This is a genomic window from Saccharothrix sp. S26 (assembly GCF_021390395.1).
Taxonomy (GTDB): domain Bacteria; phylum Actinomycetota; class Actinomycetes; order Mycobacteriales; family Pseudonocardiaceae; genus Actinosynnema.
Genome location: NZ_JAJUWT010000029.1, coordinates 80,101 through 92,864, shown reverse-complemented (window position 1 = coordinate 92,864; position 12,764 = coordinate 80,101). Strand labels below are relative to the sequence as shown.

At 73.5% G+C, this 12,764-nt stretch carries 14 protein-coding genes and 1 other RNA gene; 5 read left to right on the top strand and 10 right to left on the bottom strand.

All coding sequences use genetic code 11. The features are described 5' to 3' along the window. Positions 1-3: 3 nt before the first annotated feature. Positions 4-279 carry a hypothetical protein gene (locus LZG04_RS36920; RefSeq protein WP_170185127.1) on the bottom strand — a complete coding sequence of 92 codons (276 nt, stop codon included), beginning with the start codon at positions 277-279 and terminating at the stop codon, positions 4-6. Between the two features lie 383 nt (positions 280-662). Here LZG04_RS36920 and LZG04_RS36915 point away from each other — a divergent pair, with 383 nt between their 5' ends. Continuing rightward, positions 663-1,007 carry a hypothetical protein gene (locus LZG04_RS36915; RefSeq protein WP_233826124.1) on the top strand — a complete coding sequence of 115 codons (345 nt, stop codon included), beginning with the start codon at positions 663-665 and terminating at the stop codon, positions 1,005-1,007. A gap of 71 nt (positions 1,008-1,078) precedes the next feature. Here the strand turns inward: LZG04_RS36915 and LZG04_RS36910 are convergent, their stop codons facing one another. Together LZG04_RS36910 and rnpB are read right to left on the bottom strand one after the other, a co-directional pair. Further along, a complete protein-coding gene (locus tag LZG04_RS36910; protein ID WP_233826122.1) occupies positions 1,079-2,686 on the bottom strand; it encodes a DUF6345 domain-containing protein in 1,608 nt (535 codons plus the stop codon). Between the two features lie 202 nt (positions 2,687-2,888). Continuing rightward, an RNA gene (gene rnpB, locus LZG04_RS36905) (RNase P RNA component class A) lies at positions 2,889-3,289 on the bottom strand. Between the two features lie 222 nt (positions 3,290-3,511). Here rnpB and LZG04_RS36900 point away from each other — a divergent pair. Further along, positions 3,512-4,069: an NAD(P)H-dependent oxidoreductase gene (locus tag LZG04_RS36900; protein ID WP_233826121.1), complete on the top strand. Its 558-nt coding sequence runs from the start codon at positions 3,512-3,514 to the stop codon at positions 4,067-4,069. On the opposite strand, the gene LZG04_RS36895 is transcribed toward LZG04_RS36900, so the two are convergent. The 6 genes from LZG04_RS36895 to LZG04_RS36870 all read right to left on the bottom strand — a co-directional run bounded on the left by LZG04_RS36895 (position 4,066) and on the right by LZG04_RS36870 (position 9,612). Then, complete coding sequence (locus tag LZG04_RS36895; RefSeq protein ID WP_233826119.1) at positions 4,066-5,241, bottom strand: bifunctional RNase H/acid phosphatase; 1,176 nt, start codon at positions 5,239-5,241, stop codon at positions 4,066-4,068. The two genes, LZG04_RS36900 and LZG04_RS36895, sit on opposite strands and share 4 nt — an antisense overlap. Beyond that, the gene (locus tag LZG04_RS36890; protein ID WP_233826118.1) at positions 5,238-5,975 is read right to left on the bottom strand and encodes a zinc ribbon domain-containing protein; all 738 of its coding nucleotides are present in this window, start codon (positions 5,973-5,975) and stop codon (positions 5,238-5,240) included. The genes LZG04_RS36895 and LZG04_RS36890 overlap by 4 nt, the downstream gene beginning before the upstream one ends. Continuing rightward, positions 5,972-6,799, bottom strand: a complete 828-nt coding sequence (locus tag LZG04_RS36885; protein WP_233826116.1) for a Nif3-like dinuclear metal center hexameric protein — start codon at positions 6,797-6,799, stop codon at positions 5,972-5,974. Before LZG04_RS36885 ends, LZG04_RS36890 begins: the two co-directional genes overlap by 4 nt. Beyond that, positions 6,796-7,839, bottom strand: coding sequence for an Rv2231c family pyridoxal phosphate-dependent protein CobC (gene cobC, locus LZG04_RS36880; protein ID WP_233826115.1), 1,044 nt, complete (start codon positions 7,837-7,839; stop codon positions 6,796-6,798). The genes LZG04_RS36885 and cobC overlap by 4 nt, the downstream gene beginning before the upstream one ends. 40 nt (positions 7,840-7,879) lie before the next feature. Then, on the bottom strand, positions 7,880-8,884 hold the full coding sequence (locus tag LZG04_RS36875; RefSeq protein ID WP_233826114.1) for a polyprenyl synthetase family protein: 1,005 nt from the start codon (positions 8,882-8,884) through the stop codon (positions 7,880-7,882). 266 nt (positions 8,885-9,150) lie between these two features. Further along, positions 9,151-9,612 carry a hypothetical protein gene (locus tag LZG04_RS36870; RefSeq protein WP_233826112.1) on the bottom strand — a complete coding sequence of 154 codons (462 nt, stop codon included), beginning with the start codon at positions 9,610-9,612 and terminating at the stop codon, positions 9,151-9,153. A 62-nt stretch (positions 9,613-9,674) separates the two neighbouring features. Here LZG04_RS36870 and LZG04_RS36865 point away from each other — a divergent pair, with 62 nt between their 5' ends. The 3 genes from LZG04_RS36865 to LZG04_RS36855 all read left to right on the top strand — a co-directional run bounded on the left by LZG04_RS36865 (position 9,675) and on the right by LZG04_RS36855 (position 11,831). Next, positions 9,675-10,130, top strand: coding sequence for a low molecular weight protein-tyrosine-phosphatase (locus tag LZG04_RS36865; RefSeq protein WP_233826181.1), 456 nt, complete (start codon positions 9,675-9,677; stop codon positions 10,128-10,130). After that, positions 10,127-10,960, top strand: coding sequence for a fructosamine kinase family protein (locus LZG04_RS36860; protein WP_233826110.1), 834 nt, complete (start codon positions 10,127-10,129; stop codon positions 10,958-10,960). Before LZG04_RS36865 ends, LZG04_RS36860 begins: the two co-directional genes overlap by 4 nt. A gap of 67 nt (positions 10,961-11,027) precedes the next feature. Next, positions 11,028-11,831, top strand: coding sequence for an SURF1 family protein (locus LZG04_RS36855; RefSeq protein ID WP_233826108.1), 804 nt, complete (start codon positions 11,028-11,030; stop codon positions 11,829-11,831). Here the strand turns inward: LZG04_RS36855 and LZG04_RS36850 are convergent. Continuing rightward, a complete protein-coding gene (locus tag LZG04_RS36850) occupies positions 11,773-12,741 on the bottom strand; it encodes a cobalamin biosynthesis protein (protein WP_233826107.1) in 969 nt (322 codons plus the stop codon). The two genes, LZG04_RS36855 and LZG04_RS36850, sit on opposite strands and share 59 nt — an antisense overlap. Positions 12,742-12,764 lie beyond the last annotated feature (23 nt).

The window sequence follows — 12,764 nt, the reverse complement described above, 5'->3', positions numbered from 1 at the left end:
GGGTCACCCGCCGGTGAACAGGCCGGCGATCCACTGGCCGATGTTGGCGCCCGCGTTCGTGGTGACGGCCAGACCGATGATCGCCAACGCGATGATGACGCCGCCCAGGCGGCGCATGACCCCGGCGTTGTCGCCCTTGCCACCACCGAGCCAGAGCAGCAGCAGCGCGACGGTGAGCAAGAGGAGGGGGACCAGGTTGTCGAGGATCCACTGGCGCACCCCGCCTGTGCCCAAAGCGGGCGGCTGCTGGGCGAGTGTTACCAGGGTCATGGCGGTCATCTCGTACTCCTGAGTACGCAGGACTTCGCCGGGCGGGCCGAGGGGTGCCCGTCCGGTTGGTGCGCTATCGAGTAGAACACGTCTTCGTCACGAGGTGTATCGGTCGGCTAGCGGTGGGTAGATCAAGAGCCGTTCCCCTGGCAGTCGATTACGTCTAATCTGACCACAGACATCATGGTTCGGGGCGAGCCGGTGGAGAACCGACGTCCCCGGATTCTCCCGATTGCTGAGATAGTTCACCCGACTGCGAACCCCCTGGTCACGCACTGTGTGCACGGCCTGGGGCCCTCTCCCCGCCGGTCACGCCGACTCCCCCGTCCGGCCGAGCCACGGGCACCCGAACGGTCCGCATGCCGGAGTGACGACGCCGAGGAGGCTCGCCGATGACCCAGCCGACCGAGGCCGTGCCCGAACCAGCCGGTGGAGTGAACGAAATCACCGTCTCCATGACCGTCCCGGGCGATGATCAGGTTACCGGTGCGGACCGGCAAACCGGGCGGCGGGTGCAGCGGACGGTCAACTTCGACCAGGACGTGCTGGAGCGGGCGCGCGCCGCGGCGACCTACCTGGCGGCGTACGAGGCGGACGCGGGCGTGCGCAGCCTGGCCGACATCGTCAACCCGGCCGTCGAGGCGTACGTGACCGAGCTGGAGCGCCGCTACAACGGCGGCGCGGCCTTCCGCCCGGTGTTCCGGATGCCACCGGGCCGCCCCTCCCGCCGCGCGTGAACGCGCGACGGGGCCCCTTCCCACCCCCAGGTGTCGGAAGGGACCCCGCCCGCCTCACGCGTGCCGCCGGGTCAGCTGGACCCGGAGATGCGCCAGTAGCCGTAGGTCGGCAGGGTGTCCGGGCCGACCGGGCCCTTGTTCCAGAAGTAGTCGTTGAAGTTGGCCAGCCCGCCGCCGCCGATGGGGCCCATGGTCGCCCACGTCACGGACGCCGGCTGGGTGTCGATCGACGCCTGCGCCCACGCGTCGCGGACCTTCATCGGCTTGTTCCACCACAGGAACGGCGTCCGCACCAGGTAGTTCGCGAACTTCCCGCCGTGCACGGCGCTGTGGTAGGAGACGGTGTCGAAGCTGTTGATCTGGTGCAGGCCGCGGAACGCCTTGCCCCAGCGCGTCGCCCAGCTCTGGCCACCCGCGGAGCCCTGCAGGATCGAGCAGGTGAACAGGCTCATCCACTCGACGTCCTTGTTGCCCCAGCGCGCCTCGTCCTTGGACAGGAACGTGTCGGTGTTGCTGCTGCACCCGGCGAAGGAGAAGCCGGTCGGCGAGCCGTGGCCCTGCCAGTAGGTCATGTCGACGTCGTCGGCGTAGAGGTGGTCCTGGCCGCCGGGGAACACCGGGTCCTTGAAGTCGCGCTCCCACGCGTTGTGGTTGACCCAGCTGAACTGCACCGGCACGCCCGCGGCGGTGAACCGGTTGTTGAACGCGTTGACGTTGTTCACCGTCCACGGCAGGCCGGAGCACGCGCCGGTGCCCTCGCTGCCGACGTCGACCCGCCACGTCCACTGCGGGGTGACCGCGCCCTCCTCGCGCGGCGGGTCCACCGGGTCCGGCTCCGGCAGCCGCGCGTCCACGGCCGCGCCGACGATCACCGACTGCACGGCCGCGCCGTCGGAGTTCACGCCGTCGCACCGCAGGCCGGGCTCCAGCCGGTCGACCTTCTCGCTCAACGGCGGGGCCTCGTACACGTAGGACACGCCGGTGGGCCGCACGCTCGCGCCGAACACCTTCGCGCACCGCTCGCGGCCCTCGTCCAGGCTCAGCACCGGCACGCTGCCGGCCTTCACCACCTCACGGGTGGCGTGGGTGAGGCCGGCGACCGCGCCCTGACCGTCGAACGCGACGCGCAGCTTCGCGCCCGGGCCCTCCAGCGGCACGCCGTCGAGGGTGAAGGTGAAGGACACGGCGGTGTCCAGGGGCGCGGTGACGACCGCGTTCTGGTTGGCGTCGACGACCTCGAACGTCGTCTGCCGGGCGGTCGGGGTGGCGTTGGCGGGCAGCAGCCCGGCTCCGCGCAGCGCTTCGAGGGCGCGCTTGGTGGCGTCCTCGACCGGGATGGCGCGCAGCCGTCTCAGGGAGTCGAGGTCGAGCGCGGTCTGGGTGGTCTCCGCGCCCTCCTCGTCCGGCTTGCCCGCGCCGAGGTCGAGGCCGGGCACGCGCAGGTAGGTCGACTCGTCGGCGAACGACACCGTGCCGTCCTCGGCGAGCTGGACGTCCTTGAGGCCGAACGCGCGCTGCAACGCGGCCGCCTGGTCCGGGGTGCTCCCGACGGACCGCACCGCGTACACCGGCAGTTCCGCCGGGGCGGCGGTGGCGGCGGCGCTCCCCGTGATCGCCGCCGCGCCCATCAGACCGGTCAGGGCGAGCCAGGTCGTGGCACGCCTGGTGTTGCTGGACATGGAATTCCCTCCTCGTGGTTCCGCGGGCCAGAGCCCGTGGTCTGCGAGGGGAGGGTGCGGTGCGCACGGTCTTGATACCGACAACCACTCGAACGGCGTCATTTGTGTAACACCCCTGGGCGACAAGGGATGTACAGGCGGAGCAGTGGGTCGGTCGACTCGGCGGAAAGGGCGACCGGACGCGCCCGAACGGGCGAAAAAGCGGATGAGCCGGCATGTAAGCCGGATTCTGTTCCCGGGCGCCTCGCGGCGGTCCCGTTCGGCGGCCATCCATCTCGGCCTGCCGTCGCCGACAGGCTCTTGCGGCCTACCCGCAGGCATCGGGCGGGCCGCCCTCGAACGCCTGCGCAGGTGCCCTGGGGCACCCTCTTGGCCTTGCTCCGGGTGGGGTTTACCTAGCCGTCCCCGTCACCGGGGACGCTGGTGGTCTCTTACACCACCGTTTCACCCTTACCCCGGCTCGCACCGGGGCGGTCTGTTCTCTGTGGCACTGTCCCGAGGGTCGCCCCTGGTTGCCGTTGACAACCACCCTGCCCTGTGGAGTCCGGACTTTCCTCGGCGACGGAGCTTTCGCACCGTCGACGCGGCCGCCCTGCCGACTCATCCGCGCCACCAGGATACCGGCGGGCTTCCCAGGCAGTGGAACCAGGGCCGCGAAACCTTGTCGCCATGTGGGCTTGCTGCTCTACTCGAAACCATGGCAGGAATCGGGGGGCTCACCCGCCGCCGGTACGTCGACTTCGGCCGCACCGCCGCCGCGATCTGTTGTCGCTGACAGTTTTTACCTCGCACTCCGAGCCTTTTCGTGAAAGGTGTCAGCGACCCATGTCCTCCATTCTGATGATTTCCGGCGGCCCGTCGCCCGCGTCCCGGACCGGCATCCTCGTCTCGTACGTCGAAGCGCTGCTGCTCGACGCCGGGTACGACGTGCGGACCCTGCACGTGCGGCAACTGCCGACGTTGCCGCTGCTCACCGAGGACCTGCGGGACCCGGAGATCGGTGACGCGGTGGCCGCCGTGCTGCGCGCGGACGGGATCGTGGTCGCCAGCCCGGTCTACCGCGCGGCCTACAGCGGGCTGGTGAAGGCCCTGGTCGACCTGCTGCCGAAGAAAGCGCTGCGCGGCCGGGTGATCCTGCCGCTGGCCACGGGCGGCAGCCAGGGTTTCCTGGTGGCGATGGACTACGCGTTGAACCCCCTGCTCGCCAGCAAAGGCGCGGACTCGGTGCTGCGCGGCGAATTCGTGCTCGACCCGGACATCGAGGGCGCGGTCATCGCGCCGAAAGCCGCCGCGGCGATTCGCGGCGCGGTGGACCGGTTCGCGCTGGCCGTCGAGGACGCCCGGTTCCGGCGCGAGCGCACCCGGCTGCGGCCCGCCGGCTAGGTCAGGTGCGAGGTGTCGTTGACCAGCCGCACGGACGCCAGGCCGTCGGGGTAGAACTCGACCACCGACAGCGACGCGAGGTCGAGGTGCAGCCGGAACAGCAGTGACGGGCCGACGTCCAGCGCCATCCGCAGCAGGCACTTGATCGGCGTGACGTGGCTGACCACGACGACGTTCCCGCCGCCGAAGCGGGACAGGATCGCGTCACGCGCCCGCCGCACCCGCTGGTGCACCTGGTCGAAGCTCTCGCCGCCGGGCGCGGGCACGGACGGGTCGCCCAGCCACCGCCGGTGCACGTCGGGGTCGCGCCGGGCGGCCTCGGTGAAGGTGAGGCCCTCCCACGCGCCGAAGTCGGTCTCGATCAGGTCGTCGTCCCACGACAGCTCGGCCCCGGTGGCCGCCGCGACGGCCCGCGCCGTCTCCCGCGCCCGCCCCAACGGCGACGACACGACCGCCGTCAGGCCCTCGACCTTCGCCAACCGCCGCGCCGCCGCCTCGGCCTGCCCCCGGCCGACGTCGGTGAGGGGCGGGTTGCCGCGCCCGGAGTAGCGGCGGGCGACGGACAGCTCCGTCTGGCCGTGGCGCACCAGGTACAAGCGAGTCGGCTCACCGACCGCGCCGGTCCACGACACGGGCGACTGGGTCGCCCCATCCGGCTGCCGCGGCTGGGCGAGCTTCGGCTCGGCCTGCTCCGGCTGAGTCAGGTCCAGCACACCTTGCTCCGGCCGGGCCGACGCGACCGGTTCCGGCGTTCGGTTCGGCTTCGGGCCGGCCGCCTGCTCGTCCATCGCCAGGTTCGCCAGCCGGTCGGCCCGCTGGTTGCGCTCGCGCGGGATCCACTCGTAGGCGACCCGGTCGAACGAGCGCGCCACCTCCCGCGCCTGCGCGACCAGCGGCTGCATGGACGGGTGCTTGACCTTCCACCGGCCGGACATCTGCTCGACCACGAGCTTGGAGTCCATCCGCACGTCGACCACCGACGCGCCCAGCTCCGCCGCCGCCCGCAACCCGGCGATGAGCCCCTGGTACTCGGCGACGTTGTTGGTGGCCACGCCGATGCCGGCCGACCGCTCGGCCAGCACCTCGCCCGACGCGTCCAGCACCACGGCCCCGTACCCGGCGGGCCCGGGGTTGCCGCGCGAGCCGCCGTCGGCCTCGACGACGACCCTCACAGCCCAGATTCCCCGGTGCGCACCATGATCGCGCCGCACTCCTCGCACTGCACGACCTCGTCCGCCGCCGACTCCTTGACGTGCGCGATCGCGCTGCGGTCCAGCTCGATGCGGCACGCGCCGCAGCGCCGCGACTGCAACAGCGCCGCGCCGATGCCCTTGTGCGTGCGCACCCGGTCGTAGAGCGCGAGCAGCGGCTCGGGGAACTGGCCGGTCATGGCCTTGCGCTCGGCGGTGCGCTTGGCCTCGGTCGACTCCAGGTCGGCCAGCGCGCCGTCCCGTCGGCGTGCCGCGTCCGACATCGCCTCCTGCGCCTTGTCCAGCTCGACGCGGGCGTGCTGGATGTCGGCCTCGACGGCCTCGCGGCGCTCCATCAGCTCCAGCAGGTCGTCCTCCAGCGCGCCACGACGGCGGCCGAGGGTGGCCAGCTCGTGCTCCAGGTCGGTGAGCTGCTTCGCGCCCACCGAACCGCCCTGGAGCAGCTTGCGGTCGCGTTCCTCGCGGGCGCGGACCTGGTCGATCTCGGTCTCCTGCCGCTTGACCTCGCGGTTGAGGTCGCCCAGCGTCGTCTCGATCGTGGTCAGCGCGTCCTGCTTGGCGCGGAGCTGCTTCTCCGCCTCGGCGATCTCCGCGATCTCGGGCAGCGTGCGGCGCCGATGGGTGACGCGCGACAGCTCGGCGTCGACCCGGGCGAGGTCGAGCAGCCTGCGCTGCACGGCGGGATCGGCTTTCACTGAGGTCCTCCTGTTCGGCTCGTCACGCCCACGGTCCACGGATCGGTCCGGCGGGTCGAGACGAGGACTTCGACCGTACCGCCGAAGGCGGCGCGCACGACGTGCGCCGCCTGTCCGCACCACGGCTGCTCACTGGCCCAGTGCGCCACGTCGACCAACGCCGGGCCGCCCGCGGCCAGGTGCTCGCCCGCCGGGTGGTGGCGCAGGTCCGCCGTGACGTAGGCGTCCACACCCGCGCGTGCCGCGGCGGACAGGTAGCTGTCGCCGGCGCCGCCGCACACCGCGACCCGCCGGATCGGCCGGTCCGGCTCACCCGCCGCCCGCACGCCCCACGCCGTCGCGGGCAGGGCGTCGGCGACGCGGCGGGCGAAGTCGCGCAGCGGTTCGGGGCGGTCCAGCTCGCCGATCCGGCCGGTGCCGGTGGCGGGGTCGTGGTCGGCGGGCACGAGCGGACCGGTCACGCGCAGGCCGATCGCCTCGGCCAGGGCGTCCGACACGCCGGGGTTGGCCACGTCGGCGTTGGTGTGGGCGGTGTAGAGGGCGACGCCCGCGCGGATGAGCCGGTGCACCAGCCCGCCCTTCGGGTCGTCGGCCGGCACGCCCGTGACGCCGCGCAGCATCAGCGGGTGGTGCGCGACGACGAGCTGCGCGCCCACCTCCAGCGCCTCGTCCACTGTGGACTCCAGCGGGTCGACGCAGAACAGCACCTTCGACACCGGTTCGGCGCGGTCGCCGCAGACCAGGCCGACGGCGTCCCAGGACTCGGCGGTCGCGGGCGGGTAGGCGGCCTCCAGGGCGGCCAGCACGTCCCCCAGCGTGGTCACAGCTCCTCCAGCACGACTCGCAGCGCGTCCACCAGCAGCGCGAACTCCTCCGGCGCGCGGACGGCGACCCTGATGTGGTCCGGGGTCAGGCCGGGGAACGTGTCACCGCGCCGCACCGCGATCCCCTTGTCCCGCAACGCCTGCCGCACCCGCGGCCCCTGCGGCACGCGCAGCAGCACGAACGGCGCGTCCGGCGGCACGACCACCAGGTCACCCAGCCGGGCCACGGCGTGCGCGGTGTGCTCACGGGCCTGCCGCGCCAGCGCCTCGGCCTGGGCCACCGCCGACGGCTCGCAGCACGCCGTGACGGCCTCCAGCACCAGGCTGCCCACCGGCCACTGCGGCCGGGGCAGCGCGAGCCGGGCCAGCAGCTCGGGCGCACCGAGCAGGTAGCCCGCGCGCAGGCCCGCCAGGCCCCACGTCTTGGTCAGGCTGCGCAGCACCAGCAACCCGGGCACGTCGGCGCGTCCGGCCAGCGACTCCGGCTCGCCGGGCACGGTGTCGGCGAACGCCTCGTCCACCACCAGCACCCGGCCGGGCCTGCTCAGCGACGCCACGACCTCGGCCGGGTGCAGCACGGACGTCGGGTTGGTCGGGTTGCCCAGCACGACCAGGTCGGCCTCGTCGGGCACCAGGTCCGGCCGCAGCCCGTAGCCGTCCTCGGGCCACAGCGGCACCCGCTGCACGGGCACGCCCGCGTCCCGCAACGCCACCTCCGGCTCGGTGAACGACGGGTGCACCACCGCGGCCAGGGCGGGGTGCAGGTTCGGCAGCAGCGCGAAGCCCTCCGCGGCCCCGTTGAGGATCAGCACCTCGTCGGGGTCGCGGCCGTGCCTGGCGGCGACGGCGGCGCGGGCGCGTTCGTCGGCGGCGGCGGCCGGGTAGGAGCCGAGGTCGTCGAGGGCGGCGGCCAGCCGGTCCCGCAGCCACGGCGGGGGCGCGGGCACCCGCACGTTCACCGCGAAGTCCGCGAGTCCGGGCGCGGCGTCGACGTCCCCGTGGTGGCGCAGCAGCGCCCGGCCGGGATCCTGGCTGGTCATCGGCGCGAGTCTAGGCGATCTGCGGCAGCGGACCCGCGCTCTACCCCATCTGGGAGCAAGCCCAGTCGAGGTAGGCCGCCGGCAGCTCGCGCAGGATGCCCAACGCCTCGGACTCGGGCAGGTCGGGCAACGCGCGCGCCGCCTGCGCCGCCAGCGCCGTGCAGTGCTCGACGGTGTCGGCGACCAGGCTGGTCTGCCGCAGTCGCGCCAGCAGCCCGGCCAGCTCCGCGTCGGTCAGCTCACGGCCGCGTCGCGCGAGGAACGCGCGCTGGTCGTCGGTCAACGCCCGCAGCAGCGGGAACGTGTAGACGCCCTGGCGGATGTCGTTGCCGACCGGCTTGCCCAGCCGCTGCGAGGTGGACGCGAGGTCCAGCAGGTCGTCCAGGATCTGGAACATCAGCCCGAACAACGCGCCGAACCGGGCCATGGCGGCCGTGGTGGCCTCGTCGGCGTCAGCGCAGTGCGCCGCCAGCACGCAGCCGACCTCGAACAACGCGCCGGTCTTCAGCTCGATGGACCGCAGGGCGTTGTCCGGGCTGCGGTGGACGTCGTAGAGGTCCACGACCTCCAGCACCTGACCCTCGACCAGGTCGGTCACGGCCTGGGCGAGCCTGCTCGCGGCGAACGGCGAGATCCGGTCCAGCGCCGCCTGGCTCGCGCGGGCCAGCATGAAGTCGCCCACCAGGACGGCGGGGCCCGTGCCCCAGTCCGCGTTGACCGTGCGCACGCCGCGCCGTTCCTCGGCGTTGTCCATCAGGTCGTCGTGCACGAGCGAGCCGGCGTGCAGCAGCTCGACGCAGGCGGCGGCGGTGACCGCCTTGTCGGTGATCTCGCCGGACACGGCCAGCGAGCCGGCCAGGACCAGCACCGAGCGCAGCCGCTTGCCGCCGGCCGCGGTGATGCGGCCGGAGAAGTCGTTCACGATCGGCAGCGACGACGACGTCGCCAAGGCCCGGATCTCGTCCTCGACCCTCGGCAGCGCGAGGGCGAGCGCCGGCATGGTCGGCATGGTCGACTGCGGCTGGTTCGACTGCGCTGTGGACACCTGGTGATCGTCCCGCGACGGACCTGAGAGGCCGCTGAGACGGCTAGAGCATCGAGACGGCCACGGCGAAGAACAGCAGCGCGAGGCTCAGCACCAGGTGCGCGGGCGAGGGGGCCTCATACCTGCCGGCCCGGCAGAGCGACGGTTCGGTCACCACGCGTCGCCGATCTCCCGGCGAACCCGTCGCACGCCACGTGTGCGCGTCATCCACATTCCTTCCCGACACATTCCCCACTGCATTGGCGTCGGAATTGCGGGCCGTTCCGTTACTCGTTATCACGCTTTCGCAGGCTCTCTTCCACCGCCGAGAGCAGGCGGGCCCGGTCCTGGCGGGCCAGGCGCTTCCGCTCCCGCTCACGCACCCATGCTCGCACGTCGTCGGCACCCAGACCGACCGCTTCGCGGTAGAACTCGTCCCCGAACCACCACCACACCCGAATGCCGTAACGGGCAATGCGCACAGGCTGTTCCCGACGCAACACGTCGAGTGACGAAAAATCCGCGACCAGCACCGGCGGGCACCCCGTGCCGACGAAGAAATGCCTTTTCCGGAACGCGAAACGGCGGTGCGTGAAGAATCCGGCGTTGGGGTCGGGGACCAGCCCGCCGGGCGAGGTCACGGGCCGCGGCCGGGCGAACGCGGGCGTCTCGGGCCACGACCGGCGGCGCAGCACGACCACCACCCCGGCCACCGCCACGACGGCGAGCAGCACGACGACACCGACCACGACCCCGGACATTGCCTCAGACCCCCAACGCGAACCGGGTGGCAGACTGACCCGCCGTGGCGCTGACCGTCTCGTTCATCTGCACCGGCAACATCTGCCGCTCCCCCGTGGCCGCGATCATATTCCGCGAGCACCTGCGCCGGGCCGGGCTGGGTGACCTCGTGGAGGTGACCAGCGCGGGCACCGGCGGCTGGCACGTGGGCGACCCGGCCGACCCGCGCGCGGCGAAGTCGTTGGCCGACAACGGCTACCCGACCGAGCACGTGGCCGCCCAGGTCGGCGAGAACCACCTCGACGCCGACCTGCTGGTGGCGCTGGACTCCGGGCACGCGCGGTCGCTGCGGCGGATGGTCGCCGACCCGGAGCGGGTCCGGCTGCTGCGCTCGTTCGACCCCGACGCGGACGGCGTGGACGTGCCCGACCCGTACTACGGCGACAAGGCGGGCTTCGACCGCGTGGTGGAGATGGTGGAGGCCGCCGTGCCCGGCCTGCTGGCGTGGGTGCGCGAACGGCTGTGACACCGGCGGAGGCGGCACGGCGGCTGACCGGGACGCCCGCGACCGGGGTGCGGCGGCTCGGCGGCGCGGTGTGGGAGGTCGGGCTGGCCGACGGTGGCACCGTGGTCGTCAAGCGGCACGACGAGCCGGGCGCGGCCTTGGCCGAGGCCGCGTCGCTGGCGTGGTTGGTCGACCCCGCGGGCCCGCCGGTGCCGGGGCTGCGCGGGCACGACGGGCCGTGGCTCGCGATCGACCGGGTCGAGCCGGGCCGGCCGTCGCCGCGGGCGGCCGAGGAGTTCGGGCGACGGCTCGCCGCGCTGCACGCGACCGGCGCACCCGCGTTCGGCGCACCGCCACCCGGTGGGCCGGCTGACGCGTCGATCGGCCTCGCACCCCTGCCCAACGTCCCCGCGGAGCACTGGTCCGAGTGGTTCGCCCGGGACCGGATCGCCTACTACACCCGGCTCGCCGTGGACGCGGGCGCGTTGACCGCCGCCGAGGCGCGCACCATCGAGGGCGTGCGGGTGGACGCCCCGGACGAGCCGCCCGCCCGCCTGCACGGCGACCTGTGGAACGGCAACGTGCACTGGGCCGCCGACGGCCGCGCGTGGCTCATCGACCCGGCCGCCCACGGCGGGCACCGGGAGAGCGACCTGGCCATGCTCGCCCTGTTCGGCTGCCCCCACCTCGACCGCGTCCTCGCCGCCTACGACGAGGCCGCGCCGCTGGCCGACGGGTGGCGCGACCGGGTGCCGCTGCACCAGCTGTTCCCGCTGCTCGTGCACGCCGTGCTGTTCGGTCGCGGCTATGCCCGACAGGCGCTGGCCGCGGCCCGTTCGCTGCCGTCGTGACCGCGGTGCCCGCCCGCCCGCTTCGGCCGGGTGCGGGTCACAACGGCGCAGGGCTTACCGTGGTCACGTGCGGTTGAGGTTCCTGTTGCAGCCCGGCTGGCTGGCGTTGACGCTGGCGGTGTGGGTGTTCGCGGGCGCGTGCTTCACGCTGCTCGCCCCGTGGCAGTTCGACCGCGACACCGAGCGCGAGGCCCAGAACAACGCGGTCACGTCGTCCCTGCGGACCGACCCGGTGCCCGTGACCACGCTGCTCGACCGGCCCAACGCCGAGGTCGAGTGGCGGCGCGTGACGCTGACCGGCCGCTACCTGCCCGAGGGGCAGGCGGTGGCGCGGCTGCGGACCGTGCAGGGCGAGGCCGCGTTCGAGGTGCTGACGCCGTTCCGGCTGGTCGACGGCACGGTCGTGCTGGTCGACCGGGGGTACGTGCGGCCGGTCAACGGCATCAAGGTGCCCGACCTCGACCCCGTGCCGACCGGCGAGGTGACGCTCGTCGCACTGGCTCGCCGCGACGAGTCCGACACCCGTGACGCGTTCCAGGAGGACCAGCACCGCCAGGTGTACTCGGTGAACTCGGCCGTGGTCGGCCGGGCCGCCGGGCTCGACCTGCGACCCGGGTACTTCCAGCTCACCGAGGGCCAGCCGGGCGTGACCGAGGCCCTGCCGCTGCCGAAGCTCGACGCCGGCCCGTTCTTCTCCTACGCGTTGCAGTGGATCGCGTTCGGCGCCATGGCGCTGGGCGGCTGGCTGTACTTCACCGTCCGCGAGGTCTGGCCCGGCGGCGCGCTGCGCGAGGACGCGGGCACGACCAAGGTCAAGCGGAAGTCCGTCGCCGAGCAACTCGCCGAAGACGAGGCCGCGCCAGCGCGATGACCGCGGTCACGGCCGCCGCCGACGCGCCGACCACCCGCGACAGCTCCACCGCCCGCGTCACGTGACCGGCGTCGGGGTTGCGGCCGTGCCCGAGCACCGGCCGGTCCTCCGCGCCGTGCGCGTACACCGTGCGGCCGCCCAGCCGCACCTCCAACGCACCCGCGAACGCCGCCTCGACCTGGCCCGCGTTGGGGCTCGGGTGCGCCGCCGCGTCCCGCCGCCACGTCCGCCACGCCTCGCCCGCCGAGCCGCCGACGACCGGCGCGCCCGCCGCCGTGAGCAGCGCGGCCAGCCGCGAGGGCAGCAGGTTCGCCACGTCGTCCAGGCGTGCCGCGGCCCAGCCGAACCGCCGGTACCGCTCGTTGCGGTGGCCGACCATGGCGTCGAGGGTGTTCGCCGCGCGGTAGCCGAGCAGCCCCGGCACGCCCGCGACCGCGCCCCAGAACAGCGGCGCGACGACGGCGTCGGACGTGTTCTCCGCCACGGACTCGACGGTCGCCTTGGCCAGGCCCATCGTGTCGAGCTTGCGCGGCTCGCGCCCGCACAGGTTGGGCAAGCGATTGCGCGCCGCTTCGAGGTCGCCGCCGTCCAGTTCGCGGCCCATCGCGGTGCCCTCGTCGGCCAGCGACGACCCGCCGAGCACCACCCACGTGGCCGCGGCCGTGGTCAGGGCCTGCACCACCGGGCTGCGCCTGCCGAGCCGTTCCACCGCGGCGCCGGCGAGGACCGTGCCGCCGACGAGGACGGCCGTGTGCGCCACGCCGCCCACCTGGTGGTCGCGGTACAGCTTGCGCTCCAGCGCCGCCGCCGCACGTCCGAATCCCGCTACCGGGTGATACCTCTTGGGGTCGCCGAACACCGCGTCAGCGGCCACGCCCAGCACCAACCCCACCGCGCGCCCCAGACTCACACGGGGCACGGTAGCCCGCACGT